This is a genomic window from Pedobacter sp. ASV12 (assembly GCF_016429155.1).
GTDB lineage: Bacteria > Bacteroidota > Bacteroidia > Sphingobacteriales > Sphingobacteriaceae > Pedobacter.
Genome location: NZ_JAELUC010000098.1, coordinates 1 through 12,223, shown reverse-complemented (window position 1 = coordinate 12,223; position 12,223 = coordinate 1). Strand labels below are relative to the sequence as shown.

The 12,223-nt window shown below is 44.5% G+C and carries 12 protein-coding genes; 3 read left to right on the top strand and 9 right to left on the bottom strand.

Features of this window, described 5'->3' with window-relative positions:
- The first annotated feature begins 29 nt into the window (after positions 1-29).
- Positions 30-554: a hypothetical protein gene (locus JHD69_RS17210; RefSeq protein ID WP_199141586.1), complete on the top strand. Its 525-nt coding sequence runs from the start codon at positions 30-32 to the stop codon at positions 552-554.
- On the opposite strand, the gene JHD69_RS17205 is transcribed toward JHD69_RS17210, so the two are convergent.
- Positions 551-1,057: a D-glycero-alpha-D-manno-heptose-1,7-bisphosphate 7-phosphatase gene (locus JHD69_RS17205; RefSeq protein WP_199141585.1), complete on the bottom strand. Its 507-nt coding sequence runs from the start codon at positions 1,055-1,057 to the stop codon at positions 551-553. The genes JHD69_RS17210 and JHD69_RS17205 overlap by 4 nt on opposite strands.
- 169 nt (positions 1,058-1,226) lie before the next feature.
- Here JHD69_RS17205 and JHD69_RS17200 point away from each other — a divergent pair, with 169 nt between their 5' ends.
- A complete protein-coding gene (locus JHD69_RS17200) occupies positions 1,227-3,284 on the top strand; it encodes an OPT family oligopeptide transporter (protein ID WP_199141584.1) in 2,058 nt (685 codons plus the stop codon).
- A 122-nt stretch (positions 3,285-3,406) separates the two neighbouring features.
- Here the strand turns inward: JHD69_RS17200 and JHD69_RS17195 are convergent, their stop codons facing one another.
- From JHD69_RS17195 to fucP, 8 genes are all read right to left on the bottom strand, one after another.
- Positions 3,407-4,186, bottom strand: a complete 780-nt coding sequence (locus tag JHD69_RS17195; RefSeq protein ID WP_199141583.1) for an SDR family oxidoreductase — start codon at positions 4,184-4,186, stop codon at positions 3,407-3,409.
- Positions 4,187-4,190: 4 nt separating this feature from the next.
- Positions 4,191-5,015 (bottom strand): amidohydrolase family protein, encoded by an 825-nt coding sequence (locus JHD69_RS17190; RefSeq protein WP_199141582.1) that lies wholly within the window; start codon positions 5,013-5,015, stop codon positions 4,191-4,193.
- On the bottom strand, positions 5,015-5,344 hold the full coding sequence (locus JHD69_RS17185) for an L-rhamnose mutarotase (RefSeq protein ID WP_199141581.1): 330 nt from the start codon (positions 5,342-5,344) through the stop codon (positions 5,015-5,017). The genes JHD69_RS17190 and JHD69_RS17185 overlap by 1 nt, the downstream gene beginning before the upstream one ends.
- A 79-nt stretch (positions 5,345-5,423) precedes the next feature.
- Positions 5,424-6,275, bottom strand: a complete 852-nt coding sequence (locus tag JHD69_RS17180) for a fumarylacetoacetate hydrolase family protein (RefSeq protein ID WP_199141580.1) — start codon at positions 6,273-6,275, stop codon at positions 5,424-5,426.
- A gap of 7 nt (positions 6,276-6,282) precedes the next feature.
- Positions 6,283-7,608, bottom strand: a complete 1,326-nt coding sequence (locus tag JHD69_RS17175; RefSeq protein ID WP_199141579.1) for an alpha-L-fucosidase — start codon at positions 7,606-7,608, stop codon at positions 6,283-6,285.
- A gap of 2 nt (positions 7,609-7,610) precedes the next feature.
- Positions 7,611-8,375 carry an SDR family NAD(P)-dependent oxidoreductase gene (locus tag JHD69_RS17170; protein WP_199141578.1) on the bottom strand — a complete coding sequence of 255 codons (765 nt, stop codon included), beginning with the start codon at positions 8,373-8,375 and terminating at the stop codon, positions 7,611-7,613.
- Positions 8,376-8,391: 16 nt separating this feature from the next.
- Positions 8,392-10,026 (bottom strand): UxaA family hydrolase, encoded by a 1,635-nt coding sequence (locus JHD69_RS17165; protein WP_199141577.1) that lies wholly within the window; start codon positions 10,024-10,026, stop codon positions 8,392-8,394.
- A 2-nt stretch (positions 10,027-10,028) separates the two neighbouring features.
- Entirely contained in the window at positions 10,029-11,273 is a 1,245-nt protein-coding gene (gene fucP / locus JHD69_RS17160) for an L-fucose:H+ symporter permease (RefSeq protein ID WP_199141576.1), read from the bottom strand.
- 166 nt (positions 11,274-11,439) lie between these two features.
- Between fucP and JHD69_RS17155 the strand changes: the two genes are divergently transcribed.
- The gene (locus JHD69_RS17155) at positions 11,440-12,171 is read left to right on the top strand and encodes an AraC family transcriptional regulator (RefSeq protein ID WP_199141575.1); all 732 of its coding nucleotides are present in this window, start codon (positions 11,440-11,442) and stop codon (positions 12,169-12,171) included.
- Positions 12,172-12,223 lie beyond the last annotated feature (52 nt).

The following is a 12,223-nucleotide window of genomic DNA, read 5'->3' as shown; positions in this document are numbered from 1 at the left end:
TGTAAATTAAATTTGTCAATATAGAAACTATGAAATTTCGACTTCTTGCATTTTTAGTACTACTATCTACTGCATCTTTGGCGCAAAGCAGTCTCAATATAGACCAAACGCTCAATTACATCAGTGAAAAGATGAAAGAATGCGACCAGCTCAAATTCACGTATTACAATCCATCGAGGTTAAAATTTAGCAATTTAGAATTTGGATATCTTGCGGAAGATAAAAACAAAATAGTAGCAAACTTAACGTTAACCTATGATAGCGGATCGATAGAAGAAATCCAATATATTTTTAATCCAACCCACATCAAGGGTTTTTCCCATTACCTTGGTTTAAAGGAAGACCCTGTCAATTATATTGCCGTACAAACGGAGGGTAATACCATTATCGTTAAAAAACGCAGCAATGGCAGCTTTAAAGAGACTACAGACTGGTACATGAAAATACCCTACCTAAATGTTGATCCGCTAAATCAGGAACGCATGAGAAAAGCCTTTCTACATCTGAAAAAACTATACACGGCTAAAAAAGCTCCAGATCCTTTCGCAAACTAATTAAGCTGGCCAGCTAAAACAGCTTTCACTTTATCGTAGTCAAGTTGCTGGTCGGGTTGGATCAGCATGCCCTTCACTCCTGCTCCTTCGGCCGCTTCCACGTCGCGGGGCTTGTCGCCAATCATGACCGACAAAGCCGGGTCGATATCAAAAGCAGCAATCGCTTCGAGCAACATACCCGATAACGGTTTTCTGCAATTGCATGGTGCCGATACGGTTGGGTGATGCGGACAATGGTAAGCCTTGGTAATTTTAGCGCCCTGAGCTTCGAAGGCATCGAACAAAACCTCATGCATTTGGGCCAAGGTTTCTTCCGTATAGCGATTAAGCGCAATTCCACCCTGGTTGGTGATGATAATCAGCAAGTAGCCCTCATCATAAAAGCGCTTCAGTGGCGGAATTTGATATTCCAATACCTTGAAATCTTCCATCCTGCAGATGTAATCATAAATTTCGTGGTTAAGCACGCCGTCGCGGTCCAAAAAAATCGCTTTGTTTTTCATCTGTCTTAAGTTGTTTTCAGTGGTGATGAAGCCACCATGATTTGTTCATTCCAATGTTATATTGAAATCATGGTGGTTTCATGGCGCAAATATCTAAAAATATTGGCTTCTTTTCAGGCTTGCCAACTCATCAAAAAAAATTAACTTTAATCCTTAAACCTTAATCAAAATGAGCAAAGAAGAATTTAAGCCTTTTGTGCCAGCAGAAAGCAAAGTGGCAGAGTTTACCATCAAGTCGATTTTGCTGGGCTGTATTGCCGGAATAATTTTTGGCGCAGCTACTGTTTACCTGGCTTTAAAAGCCGGACTGACCGTTTCGGCCTCTATACCCATTGCCGTTTTGGCCATTACCTTGGGCAAAAGATTCTTCAAGACCACCATTTTAGAGAACAACATTATCCAAACTACGGGCTCTGCCGGCGAGTCGATTGCGGCGGGCGTTGTTTTTACCCTACCGGGTTTTTTGTTTTTAAGTACCGGAGTTGGTGGCCAAAGTTCTGGCGAAGCCTTTTTCAATTACATGACCATTCTGATTTTGGCCATATTGGGCGGTATTTTAGGAACCTTGATGATGATTCCCCTGCGGAGATCGCTCATTGTCAAAGAACATGATAATTTGCCTTATCCGGAAGGTACTGCCTGTGCCTCGGTTTTACAGGCCGGCGAAAAAGGTGGCAGCTTTGCCCGTACCGCATTCTGGGGGCTGGGTTTTTCATTAGTTTATGCGTTATTACAAAAAGTATTTCACGTGGTGGCCGAAGCGCCAACCTGGGCTTCAAAGCAGGCCAATAAATTTTTACCATCGGCACAAATAAGTGGCGAGATTACACCAGAATATATGGGTGTGGGCTACATCATCGGACCAAAAATTGCCGGCGTATTGGTGGCTGGCGGCGTATTGGCTTGGTTAGCCTTAATTCCGCTATTATCCACTTTGATCGACCCTTTAACAGCAGCCAAACAGCTGGTCAAGCTGGGTTTGCTGGCCGATTTGAATAAAGCTGGCGGCATGGGTGGCTGGGATCCGGTTACACATACCTTTGCCGATTATCCACGCGCCATTTACCAGGCCTTTGTGAAGCAAATTGGCGCCGGCGCAGTAGCTGCAGGTGGATTTATTACCCTAATAAAAACTATCCCTACCATCATATCTTCTTTCAGGGAAAGTTTAGGAGCTATCAAAGCTGGCAAAACTGGAGGTGAAATTAAACGTACCGACCGCGATTTATCCATCAAGCTGGTGGGTATCGGTAGTTTAGTCTTGATTTTACTGATGGCCATTCTGCCTCAAATTCCTGGCGACAGCATCGTTAACAAATTATTGATCGGTGTTTTGGTGATTGTATTCGGAGCTTTCTTTGTGACGGTATCGAGCCGGATTGTGGGTTTGATCGGCTCGAGCAACAATCCGATTTCGGGCATGACGATTGCTACGATTATGGGTACCTGTTTGGTGTTCATTGCCGTAGGCTGGACAGGCAAAATTTATGAGCCTATGGCTTTGGTTGTGGGGGGTATGATCTGTATTGCAGCAGCCAATGCCGGAGCAACTTCGCAGGATTTGAAAACTGGTTATTTGATTGGTGCTACGCCAAAATATCAGCAGATTGCCCTGTTTATCGGTGCTATTGTTTCTTCGATTGTGATTGGTGTTACCGTACGTATACTCGATACCCCTACGGCCGAAATGCTGAAACAAGGCATTCATCATGCCATTGGTACTGAAACTTATGCGGCGCCACAGGCCACTTTGATGGCAACTTTAATTAAAGGAATACTAGGCAATCAACCTGATTGGCAATTTATAATGATAGGGGCTTGTATAGCCATTACCATTGAACTGTGTGGCATTAATGCGCTTTCTTTTGCCGTGGGTGCTTACCTGCCATTGTCTACTACCCTGCCTATTTTTGCCGGCGGTGCCATTAAGGGTATTGTAAACTGGCGCGAAAAACAAAAGGCAAAAACTGCCGAAGAAGAAGAAATTGCTCCTGGCAACCTGTTTGCAACCGGTTTGGTGGCAGGTGGCGCCATAGCTGGCGTAATCGTTGCCATTTTGATGGTTATTCCAGCCGTGCGCGATAATTTGAGCAAGGTAAACGTAGAACCGACTTTTGTAAACTGGTTCGGGCAAGGTGGCTACGAAATCTTAGGCGTACTGTTCTTTTTGTTTATGGGCTTTGTCCTTTATAATATTGGCATCAAGAAACAGGATAAGCTAGATTAGCATTTAAGGCTAACTCCGATGTCATGTTTGACTTAAGGAAAAAACCCTGAAACGGGTTTAGGATCACAATTAACACGAAAGGCCTGCGATTTGCAGGTCTTTCGTGTTAATAAGGTTGTTAACTATAAAGCTCGATCCAAATGCACGTAACCGCCATCTACATGGATCAGCTGACCGGTGGTATGGCTCGATTTGTCTGACAACAGAAAGGCCACCATATTAGCGATTTCTTCTGTTTTGGTCATGCGTTGTTCGAGTGGAATTTTTTGGGTAATGCTTTTGAGCTTTTCTTCTTTATTTTCGAAGGTGTTGATCCAGGTTTCATACAACGGTGTCCAAGCTTCGGCCACGATAACTGCATTTACGCGAATTCCATAAGGCAAAAGCTCTACCGCCCATTCTCGGGTAAGTGCGTTTCTGCCTCCGTTGGCAGCGGCATAGGCCGAAGTACCTCCCTGTCCGGTCTCGCCCGTTTTGCTGCCAATATTAACGATAACGCCCTTACTTTGTTTGAGAGCCGGCAAGGCATGGTGTGCCAAAAGGTAGTAATGAACCAGGTTTTTATGCAAGGAAGCCATAAATGCTTCGTAATTGCCATTTTCCAGCCCGATGCCATCATTAACCCCGGCATTGTTTACCAAGCCATCTATCCCTCCAAATTGCTCCAGTATCCATGTAATGGCACGTTTACATTCTTCAGGCTGCGTTAATTCAGCAGTAATATGGCTTGCCTTGTGTCCCTTGCCTGTTATCTCCTGAACAAGTTTGGCGTTGTCTTCTTCATTTCGTCCTATAATTACTGCTGTTGCACCTTCTTCGGCTAAAATTGAAGAGATGGCCGCTCCAATTCCTTTGGCTCCGCCAGATACTACGATTACTTTATTGCGAAGATTTAAATCCATTTGTTCAGTTTAATTTGTAAAATTTAGTGGCATTATCGCCGAAAACCCATTGCTGTTCCTGTTTGCTAAACTGTTGCATATATTCGCTAACCATTTGCAACCAGTAACTGTAGTTGTTGCTGAGCAACACCACTGGCCAATCGCTGCCAAAGACTAACCTTTCTGTACCAAAGCTTTCGAAAACCACATCTAAACATTTAAAAATTAATTGCTTATCCGGATTAAACCAGTCGCCTTCGGTTAGCAAGCCAGAGAGCTTGACATATACGTGAGAGGCTTGGGCAATGGTTTTCATATGGGTGGCCCAGGCACTGAGGTCTCCGTTGTTAAGATCGGGTTTGGCACAGTGGTCGATAATCAAGGCCTGTTCGCCAAGCTGCTCTATAAATTGGATAACCTCAGGCAATTGGCTATGCTTAACCAAGATATCATAAGTATAGTCATGTTTTTTTAATGCCTTTACCCCTCTTATAAACTCGTTTTGCAACAAGAAGCCCTCGTTTTCAGCCTGTACAATATGTCGCCAGCCTTTAATCAGCGGTTCTTTTGCATAAAATGAAAGCTTTTCTTCAATTACCTTCGATTGGAGGTCAATCCAGCCAACTACACCTTTGATCACAAGGTTATGCCTGGCCAAATCAACCAAAAAAGCCGTTTCCTGCTCGCTTTGATCGGCCTGTACGGCAACACAGCCATTGATGCCATTTTCGGCTTGCAGGGCATCATAATCTGCAGGAGAAAAATTACGCTGCAAAACAGCCATTTCCTCATTGATCCATGCATCTTTAACGGGATCGAACTGCCAAAAATGAACGTGCGAATCGATCATTACAAACTGAAAATCTTATCCATCAACAACCATTTCTCGCCAGGTTTGGCAAAAGGCAAAGCCTGTTGGTATTTCCACATCAGCGTTTCCCATTCTTGAACCTTGGCATTTTCGGCATCGGCTTTCCCCTTGGCTTCAAAGCTAAAGCTATCATTCACCTCCATAATCATAAATAACCTATTTTCAATACGATAAATATCCATATTCGTAATGCCTGAATCTTTAATGCTGGCTATAATTTCGGGCCAAACGGCTTGATGGTAGCGTTCGTAAGCTTGAATCAGTTCCTTGTCGTTGATCAAATCCAAGGCTAAAGCGTATCTTTTCATGTTATTTAATTTTGAATGATGGAATGATTGCTGAAGGCAAATACCCTGCCTGTTTCAATCATGCTCTCATTTCTCTAATTTATGCTCCGTAGGCCCTAGCGGTTTGTTTGCTTGATCCCAAGCCATCAATCCCCAGTTCCACCACATCACCGGGCTTAAGATACCAAGGTTCTGGCTTTTGGCCCAATCCTACACCTGCTGGTGTTCCGGTGGTAATGACATCGCCAGGCAGCAAAGTCATGAATTGGCTGATGTAGGATACTAAAAACGGCACATTGAAAATCAGGTTCGAAGTATTTCCATCTTGCAAGGTCTTGCCATTTACGGTAAGCCACAGGCGAAGCTGATGCACATCGGCAATTTCATCCTTGGTAGCCATAAATGGGCCCAATGGCGCAAAAGTATCGCAACCTTTGCCTTTGGCCCATTGTCCATTGCGCTCTAGCTGAAATTCTCTTTCGCTATAATCGTTGTGGAGGCAATATCCGGCAATATAGTCTTCGGCTTCGGCTTCGCTTACATACGATGCTTTTTTACCGATTACAATAGCCAATTCTACCTCCCAATCGGTTTTTAAGCTGTTTTTAGGGATCACCAAATCATCATAAGGGCCAACAATGGCCGTAGTAGATTTGAAGAACAAAATTGGTTCTTTCGGTATTGGCGCATTGGTTTCGTGGGCATGGTCTAAATAATTGAGCCCTACGCAAAGTAATTTAGATGGCCTGGCCACCGGCGATCCCAAACGGACCTGGGAATCTATTTTTTTAAGTTCGGCATCTTTTAAGGCATTTTCCAATTTCTCAATACCGTTTTTTGCAAAAAAGATTTCGTCGTAATCGGTTACGATAGATGATACGTCGAAATATTCGCCATTTAGGATTACGCCGGGTTTTTCTTCTCCAATTTCTCCAAATCTGATCAGTTTCATGCTTATGCTATTCTAGTTCTAGTTTGATAATCGTGTCTATTGCTGCCGGATCTTTCTTAACCTGCAAATGCAGGCCATCGGATTCCAGTTTATAGGCTACTTTTTGGCCACCCTCAAAAAAAGTGGCGCTTTTTAGTTTTTTGTCAAAATCGGGAATGACGATTTGGTCGCTGCCACTATCGTTTAACACATGGATGTATATCGTTTTGCCTTTTCGGGTAGCCAGTCCCCATTTCTGAGGCTTGATGACATTGCCCGTGGTGCCATAAATGGTTTCGCCATATTTGGCCATCCATTTACCTGTTGCCTCGAGGGTATCTACAAATTCTTCCTGTATTTTGCCGTTTGGCATCGGGCCTACGTTAAGGAGCAGGTTTGCATTCCTGCCTGCTGCGCCTACCAAAAGATGTACCACCTGTTGTTCTGATTTGTATTTGCTATCGGTAAGGTTAAAGCCCCACGAATCGTTCATGGTTTCGCAGGTTTCTACCGGCAATTGATCTGAAGGTTCCTGAAAGCTCAACCCGGCTTTGTTTTCGCCTGGCAGGTCTTTTTCGAACATCTGAAAATCTTCGCCCGGAAACGGACTTAAGTGGTGGTTGTTGCCAATCAATGCCCATGGCTGCAACTTGTGGATGAGGCCATAAATTTCGTCGTATTTCCAGTCAATTCTCGACGACCTGTCTTTCTCTCCTTCTGGAGCAGTTTGATCCCAATGCCCATCGAACCAAATCCCGGCGATTTTGCCATAGTTGGTCAGCAATTCGGTCAGCTGGTTTTTCATGAACTGCAGGTAAGAAGCATAGTCTCCCTTTTTGCCCATCCGACCGGTCTTTTGTCCGGTTTTGCCTGTTTCGTGCGGATAATCTTCCCGGCGCCAATCTAACAGCGAATAGTACAAGAAAAGCTTGATGCCTTGTTTATGGCATTCGTCGGCCAACATTTTAACAATGTCTTTTTTGTAGGGTGTATTCATGATATTGAAATCCGAATACTTGGTATCCCACATGCTAAAGCCATCATGGTGACGGGTTATGAGGGTAATATATTTCATGCCCGCTCTTTTGGCCAAGCTTACATATTCCTTGGCATCGAATGCCGTTGGGTTGAAAAAGTCCTTTAAACGGGTGTAATCCTTTACCTTGATGTTGCGGTTGTTCATCACCCACTCGCCGCTGCCCGGAATGCTAAAGGGCCCCCAATGGATAAACAAGCCAAAACGCATGGCCTCGAAAGCTTTTCGGGCTTCAAGGTTTTCTTTGGTGGGCACATACTGGGCCTTTGAACCGAGCGTAAACAATGTCAACAGGCAAAAAATAAGGGTTCTTTTCATAGCTAGTTGTTTAAAGTGGTAAATCCGCCATCTATCGGATAATCTACCCCGGTAATGAACGAAGCTTCGTCGCTGCATAAATATAAGGCTAAATATCCAATCTCTTCAGGTTTGGCCATACGGCCTATCGGTTGTGATTTGGAGAGCTTGTCAAACATTTCGGCCTTGTTATCGGCATAGTTTTTTTCCAAGAAACCATCAACAAATGGCGTATGCACGCGCGCCGGCGAGATAGAAATACAGCGGATATTCTCTTTCAGGTAATCTTTGGCCACGCTCATGGTCATGGCTTTTACGGCACCTTTGGCCGTGCTGTAAACAAAACGATCTGCCAATCCTACCAAAGCGGCTATAGAAGCCATATTGAGGATAACCCCGCCCCCGCTTTGGCGCAAAGCTGGAATAGCGGCCTTGATGCAATTGTAAACGCCTTTTACATTGACGTTCATCACGCGGTCGAAATCGTCTTCGGCAGTGTTATCAGCTCTGCCAATATGGGCGATGCCCGCATTGTTGACCAAAACATGGATATGGCCAATCTGTTCGAAAATAGCATTGACTGCAGCTTGGTCGGCCACATTGCAGGCGTGTGCCTCGGCTTTAAAGCCTAGCGCCTTAATTTCATCAACAGTTTGGCTGGCACCGGCCACATCCATTTCTAAAATATGGACCGTTGCACCGTTTTTAGCCAATGCCATGGCTATGGCTTTGCCAATACCGCTTCCACCTCCGGTAACTATTGCTTTTTTATGTTCGAATGAAAACATCGTTATTAGGTTAAAGTTATAAACTCACTCCTCTTTTCCAAGGAATAAAATCATCTTGGTTCAGTTGTACGGCTTTTGGAATTTCCTGTCCACTGGCCACTTTAATGCAGTATTCCAAAATGTCTTCGCCCATTTCGGCTATAGACTTGTCGCCGGTAATAATTGGCCCTGCATCAATATCGATGATATCGCCCATCCGTTTGGCCAATCCTGAATTGGTAGCCACTTTAATGGTTGGGCAAACCGGATTGCCGGTTGGCGTACCCAGACCGGTGGTAAACAAAATCAGGGTGGCTCCTGCGGCAGCCTTGCCGGTAGTGGCTTCTACGTCGTTACCAGGCGTACAAACCAAACTTAATCCTGGTTTGGTGGCCGGCTCTGTATAGTCCAATACATCAACAATACTGGCACTTCCGGCCTTTCGTGCCGCGCCTACCGATTTAATGGCATCGGTAATGAGGCCGTCTTTAATATTGCCTGGCGAAGGGTTCATGTAAAAACCTGAACCCACCTGGTGGGCCAATTCGTCGTATTCGCTCATCAGGCGCATAAATTTACGTGCCGATTCCTCGGTCTCGCAGCGATCGATCATTTCTTGTTCGGCCCCGCATAGTTCCGGAAATTCGGCCAGGAGCACCTTGGCCCCCAAAGCCACCAGCAAATCTGCGCAATGGCCTACGGCCGGGTTGGCAGAAATACCGCTAAAACCGTCGCTGCCGCCGCATTTTACGCCTACACAAAGTTGGCTTAAGGGCGCGGGTTTACGTTCTATTTCATTGATCTGGATTAGTCCTTTCAGGGTTTGCTTAATGGCATCTTTAATGAGTTCTTCTTCGCTCTGCGCTTTTTGCTGCTCAAAAACCAGCAGGGGCTTATCGAATGAAGGATTTCTTTGCAAAAGGTCACTTTTAAAGTCGTTTACCTGCAAATGCTGGCAACCGAGGCTCAATACGGTTACTCCGGCTACGTTAGGATGATCGGCATAGGCGGCCAAAAGCTGGCTCAAGGTGTGGCTGTCTTGACGGGTACCTCCACAGCCTCCATTGTGGTTCAGGAATTTGATGCCGTCAACGTTTTTAAACAAACGGCGTTGTTGCGGGTTGGGAACCGACAATACCGCATCTAAATCTTCTCCATTTTGATACGCACTGATCAAATCGTGCGCATAGTTCTTGTATTTACCACCAACTGCATAGCCTAGCTCATTGTGCAATGCTTCCCTGATCATGTCGAGGTTTCTGTTCTCGCAAAAAACAGTAGGCACAAAGAGCCAATAGTTGGCCGTACCTACTGTTCCGTTACTGCGATGATAGCCTTGAAATGTGCGATTTGCATATTTATCAATGTTAGGCTGATGCCATTGATAGTTTGTTTTTCTGTAGATATAGGGTTCAGTAGCGTGTTTGGTATTGTCTGTGGTCATTCTGCTTCCCTGAGGCACTTCATATTGGGTTTTACCAACTAAAACGCCATACATGAGCACTTCATCGCCTTGCTGCATATTATGCATAAAAAACTTATGCTTAGCCGGTATGTTTTCCTGAAGCTTGTAGGTAACCCCTTCAAACTCGATCAATTCGCCTGCAGCAAGGTCGCTTAATGCCACCAATACATTGTCTTTCTTGTTTATTTTTAAAACTTTGTGTTTCATTCTTAATTTTCTTTCGGGCTCCATTTCTTCCATCCGAATACGAATACAACGAAGAAACAGATCAATGGAACCAAATAGCCATATTGGATATGACCGGTTTGATCAGATATATAACCTAAGGCCAATGGCAATAATGCGCCACCAACAATTGACATTACAATTAACGAAGAAGCTATTTTAGTGTCTTTGCCCAAACCGGCGATTCCTAAAGAGAAAATGGTTGGAAACATGATCGACATGAAGAAGGCAACGCCTATCAGGGCATAGACAGTAATCATGCCTGAGCCAAAAATAGCAAGCAAGGTAAGCAACATGCTCATCACAGCATAAAAAGCCAATAAACGGTTGGGTTTGATAAAGCCCATGAAATAAGTTCCGGCAAAACGTCCAACCAGAAAAGCCAAACCTGCCGCGCCTGCATACCATTTCGCCTCTTGTTGGGTAATTGAAGCCGACACGGTACTGAAACGAATAAAGAAACTCAATACACAAACCTGTGCGCCAACATAAAAGAATTGGGCTATAACGGCCCATCTGAGATGAGGATGCACCCAGGCATGGGCAATTTTTGAGTTCTCGTTTTCATCTTCGTTTTTAATATCCGGCAATTTGGTAAAGAGAAATAAAATAGCCACCAAAACAATCACAATCCCCAATACCAGATAAGGGCCTTTTACGGTAGCCGCATCTTCTACCAAATAAGCATGCCTAGCCGTAGGGGTCATAGCGGCCAATGCTTTGGGACTGATTTCATCTGTTAATATGATTGCTCCGCCAACAATCGGGGCCAATGTGGCGGCCAGGCCATTAAAAGATTGCGAAAAATTCAGACGTTGCGTGGCGGTTTCCGGATCACCCAAAATGGTAACATAAGGATTGGCTGCCGTTTCCAAAAAGGTTAATCCACAGGCAATAATAAATAAGGCGCCAAGAAAAAAAGGATATTGCATGGTGTCGGCAGCCGGCAAAAACAAAAAGGAACCCAATGCAAAAAAGGTAAGCCCAAGAACAATGCCGGTTTTATAGCCCCATTTTCTCATCACAAAACCTGCAGGCAAGGCCATCACAAAATAGGCGATAAACACGGAGAAGTCTACTAAAGAAGTTTCTAAATCGGTAAGCGTAAATGCTTTCTTGAGGTGCGGGATTAAAACCGGGTCGAGGTTGTGTACAAAGCCCCAGAAAAAAAACAGGCTTGTAACCAATATGAGGGCAAAAAGGTATTTGTTGCCGGTTGCTTTGTTCATAGTTTAGTATTATTTGGTTAGGTTGTTGCCATCGAGCCAAAGCCCTAAGGTATTTACAAATAAAGACAATGCACAGTGGAGTTCATTTAAAAATATTGTCTAAATATTAAGGAATTTTATCATTTATATCTTATTTTTAGTTTAATATTGCCAATTTGCTTAATAAATGAAGCCCCAGTTATTAAAAGTTACTACTGATCTGATCCACTCTTTTAGTGCGCGGAAAGATACCGTGGCCGATACCAACAGCCACTGGCATTACCATCCGGAAATTGAGCTCATCTATTTTGCCAAGGGCAAAGGCATGCAGTTTATCGGCGACAGCATACAGCCTTTTTCGTCGGGCGATGTGCTATTGGTAGGCAGCAATGTGCCCCATTATTGGCGGTTTGATGCCACAGGCGAAGAAAACGGCGTAGACGTAAGCGTAATCCATTTTAATGAAGATTTTTGGGGAAGCTCTTTTCTGGATTTGCCCGAGCTTAAAGACATTAAAAAATTGTTGCAACAAGCCCAATTGGGCATACAGGTAACCGGCAAGGAAAAAAAACAGATTGCCTCGCTCATTTGCCAAACCGTAGTGGCCAAAGGCAGCCGGAAAGTTATCAGTTTAATGGAGGCCTTGCTAGCCATTGCCGATTGCAAACAAATCAAGACCCTGGTTTCGGTAGGCTTTCGGTATCACTTTCAGGAATCGGAAAAAGACCGCATGCATGCCATTTACGAGTACACTATTTCTAATTTCAAAGAAAGGATAAGCTTAGAAACCATTGCCGGCATTGCCAAAATCAGTCCCAACTCTTTTTGCAAGTATTTTAAGTCGCGCAGCAAGAAACCCTATTCGAGGTTCATCAACGAAATTAGGGTAAGCCATGCCCTGTCTCTTATACACATCTAAAAAGGGGGGGGGGGGGGGGGGGGGGGGGGGGGGGGGGGGGGGGGGGGGGGGG

Bases quoted from the DNA above. Each gene is read 5' to 3' on its own strand.
- JHD69_RS17185 (WP_199141581.1), bottom strand. From the start codon at position 5,344: ATGAAAAGATACGCTTTAGCCTTGGATTTGATCAACGACAAGGAACTG.
- fucP (WP_199141576.1), bottom strand. From the start codon at position 11,273: ATGAACAAAGCAACCGGCAACAAATACCTTTTTGCCCTCATATTGGTT.
- JHD69_RS17165 (WP_199141577.1), bottom strand. From the start codon at position 10,026: ATGAAACACAAAGTTTTAAAAATAAACAAGAAAGACAATGTATTGGTG.
- JHD69_RS17210 (WP_199141586.1), top strand. From the start codon at position 30: ATGAAATTTCGACTTCTTGCATTTTTAGTACTACTATCTACTGCATCT.
- JHD69_RS17205 (WP_199141585.1), bottom strand. From the start codon at position 1,057: ATGAAAAACAAAGCGATTTTTTTGGACCGCGACGGCGTGCTTAACCAC.
- JHD69_RS17195 (WP_199141583.1), bottom strand. From the start codon at position 4,186: ATGGATTTAAATCTTCGCAATAAAGTAATCGTAGTATCTGGCGGAGCC.
- JHD69_RS17190 (WP_199141582.1), bottom strand. From the start codon at position 5,015: ATGATCGATTCGCACGTTCATTTTTGGCAGTTCGATCCCGTTAAAGAT.
- JHD69_RS17175 (WP_199141579.1), bottom strand. From the start codon at position 7,608: ATGAAAAGAACCCTTATTTTTTGCCTGTTGACATTGTTTACGCTCGGT.
- JHD69_RS17180 (WP_199141580.1), bottom strand. From the start codon at position 6,275: ATGAAACTGATCAGATTTGGAGAAATTGGAGAAGAAAAACCCGGCGTA.
- JHD69_RS17155 (WP_199141575.1), top strand. From the start codon at position 11,440: ATGAAGCCCCAGTTATTAAAAGTTACTACTGATCTGATCCACTCTTTT.
- JHD69_RS17200 (WP_199141584.1), top strand. From the start codon at position 1,227: ATGAGCAAAGAAGAATTTAAGCCTTTTGTGCCAGCAGAAAGCAAAGTG.
- JHD69_RS17170 (WP_199141578.1), bottom strand. From the start codon at position 8,375: ATGTTTTCATTCGAACATAAAAAAGCAATAGTTACCGGAGGTGGAAGC.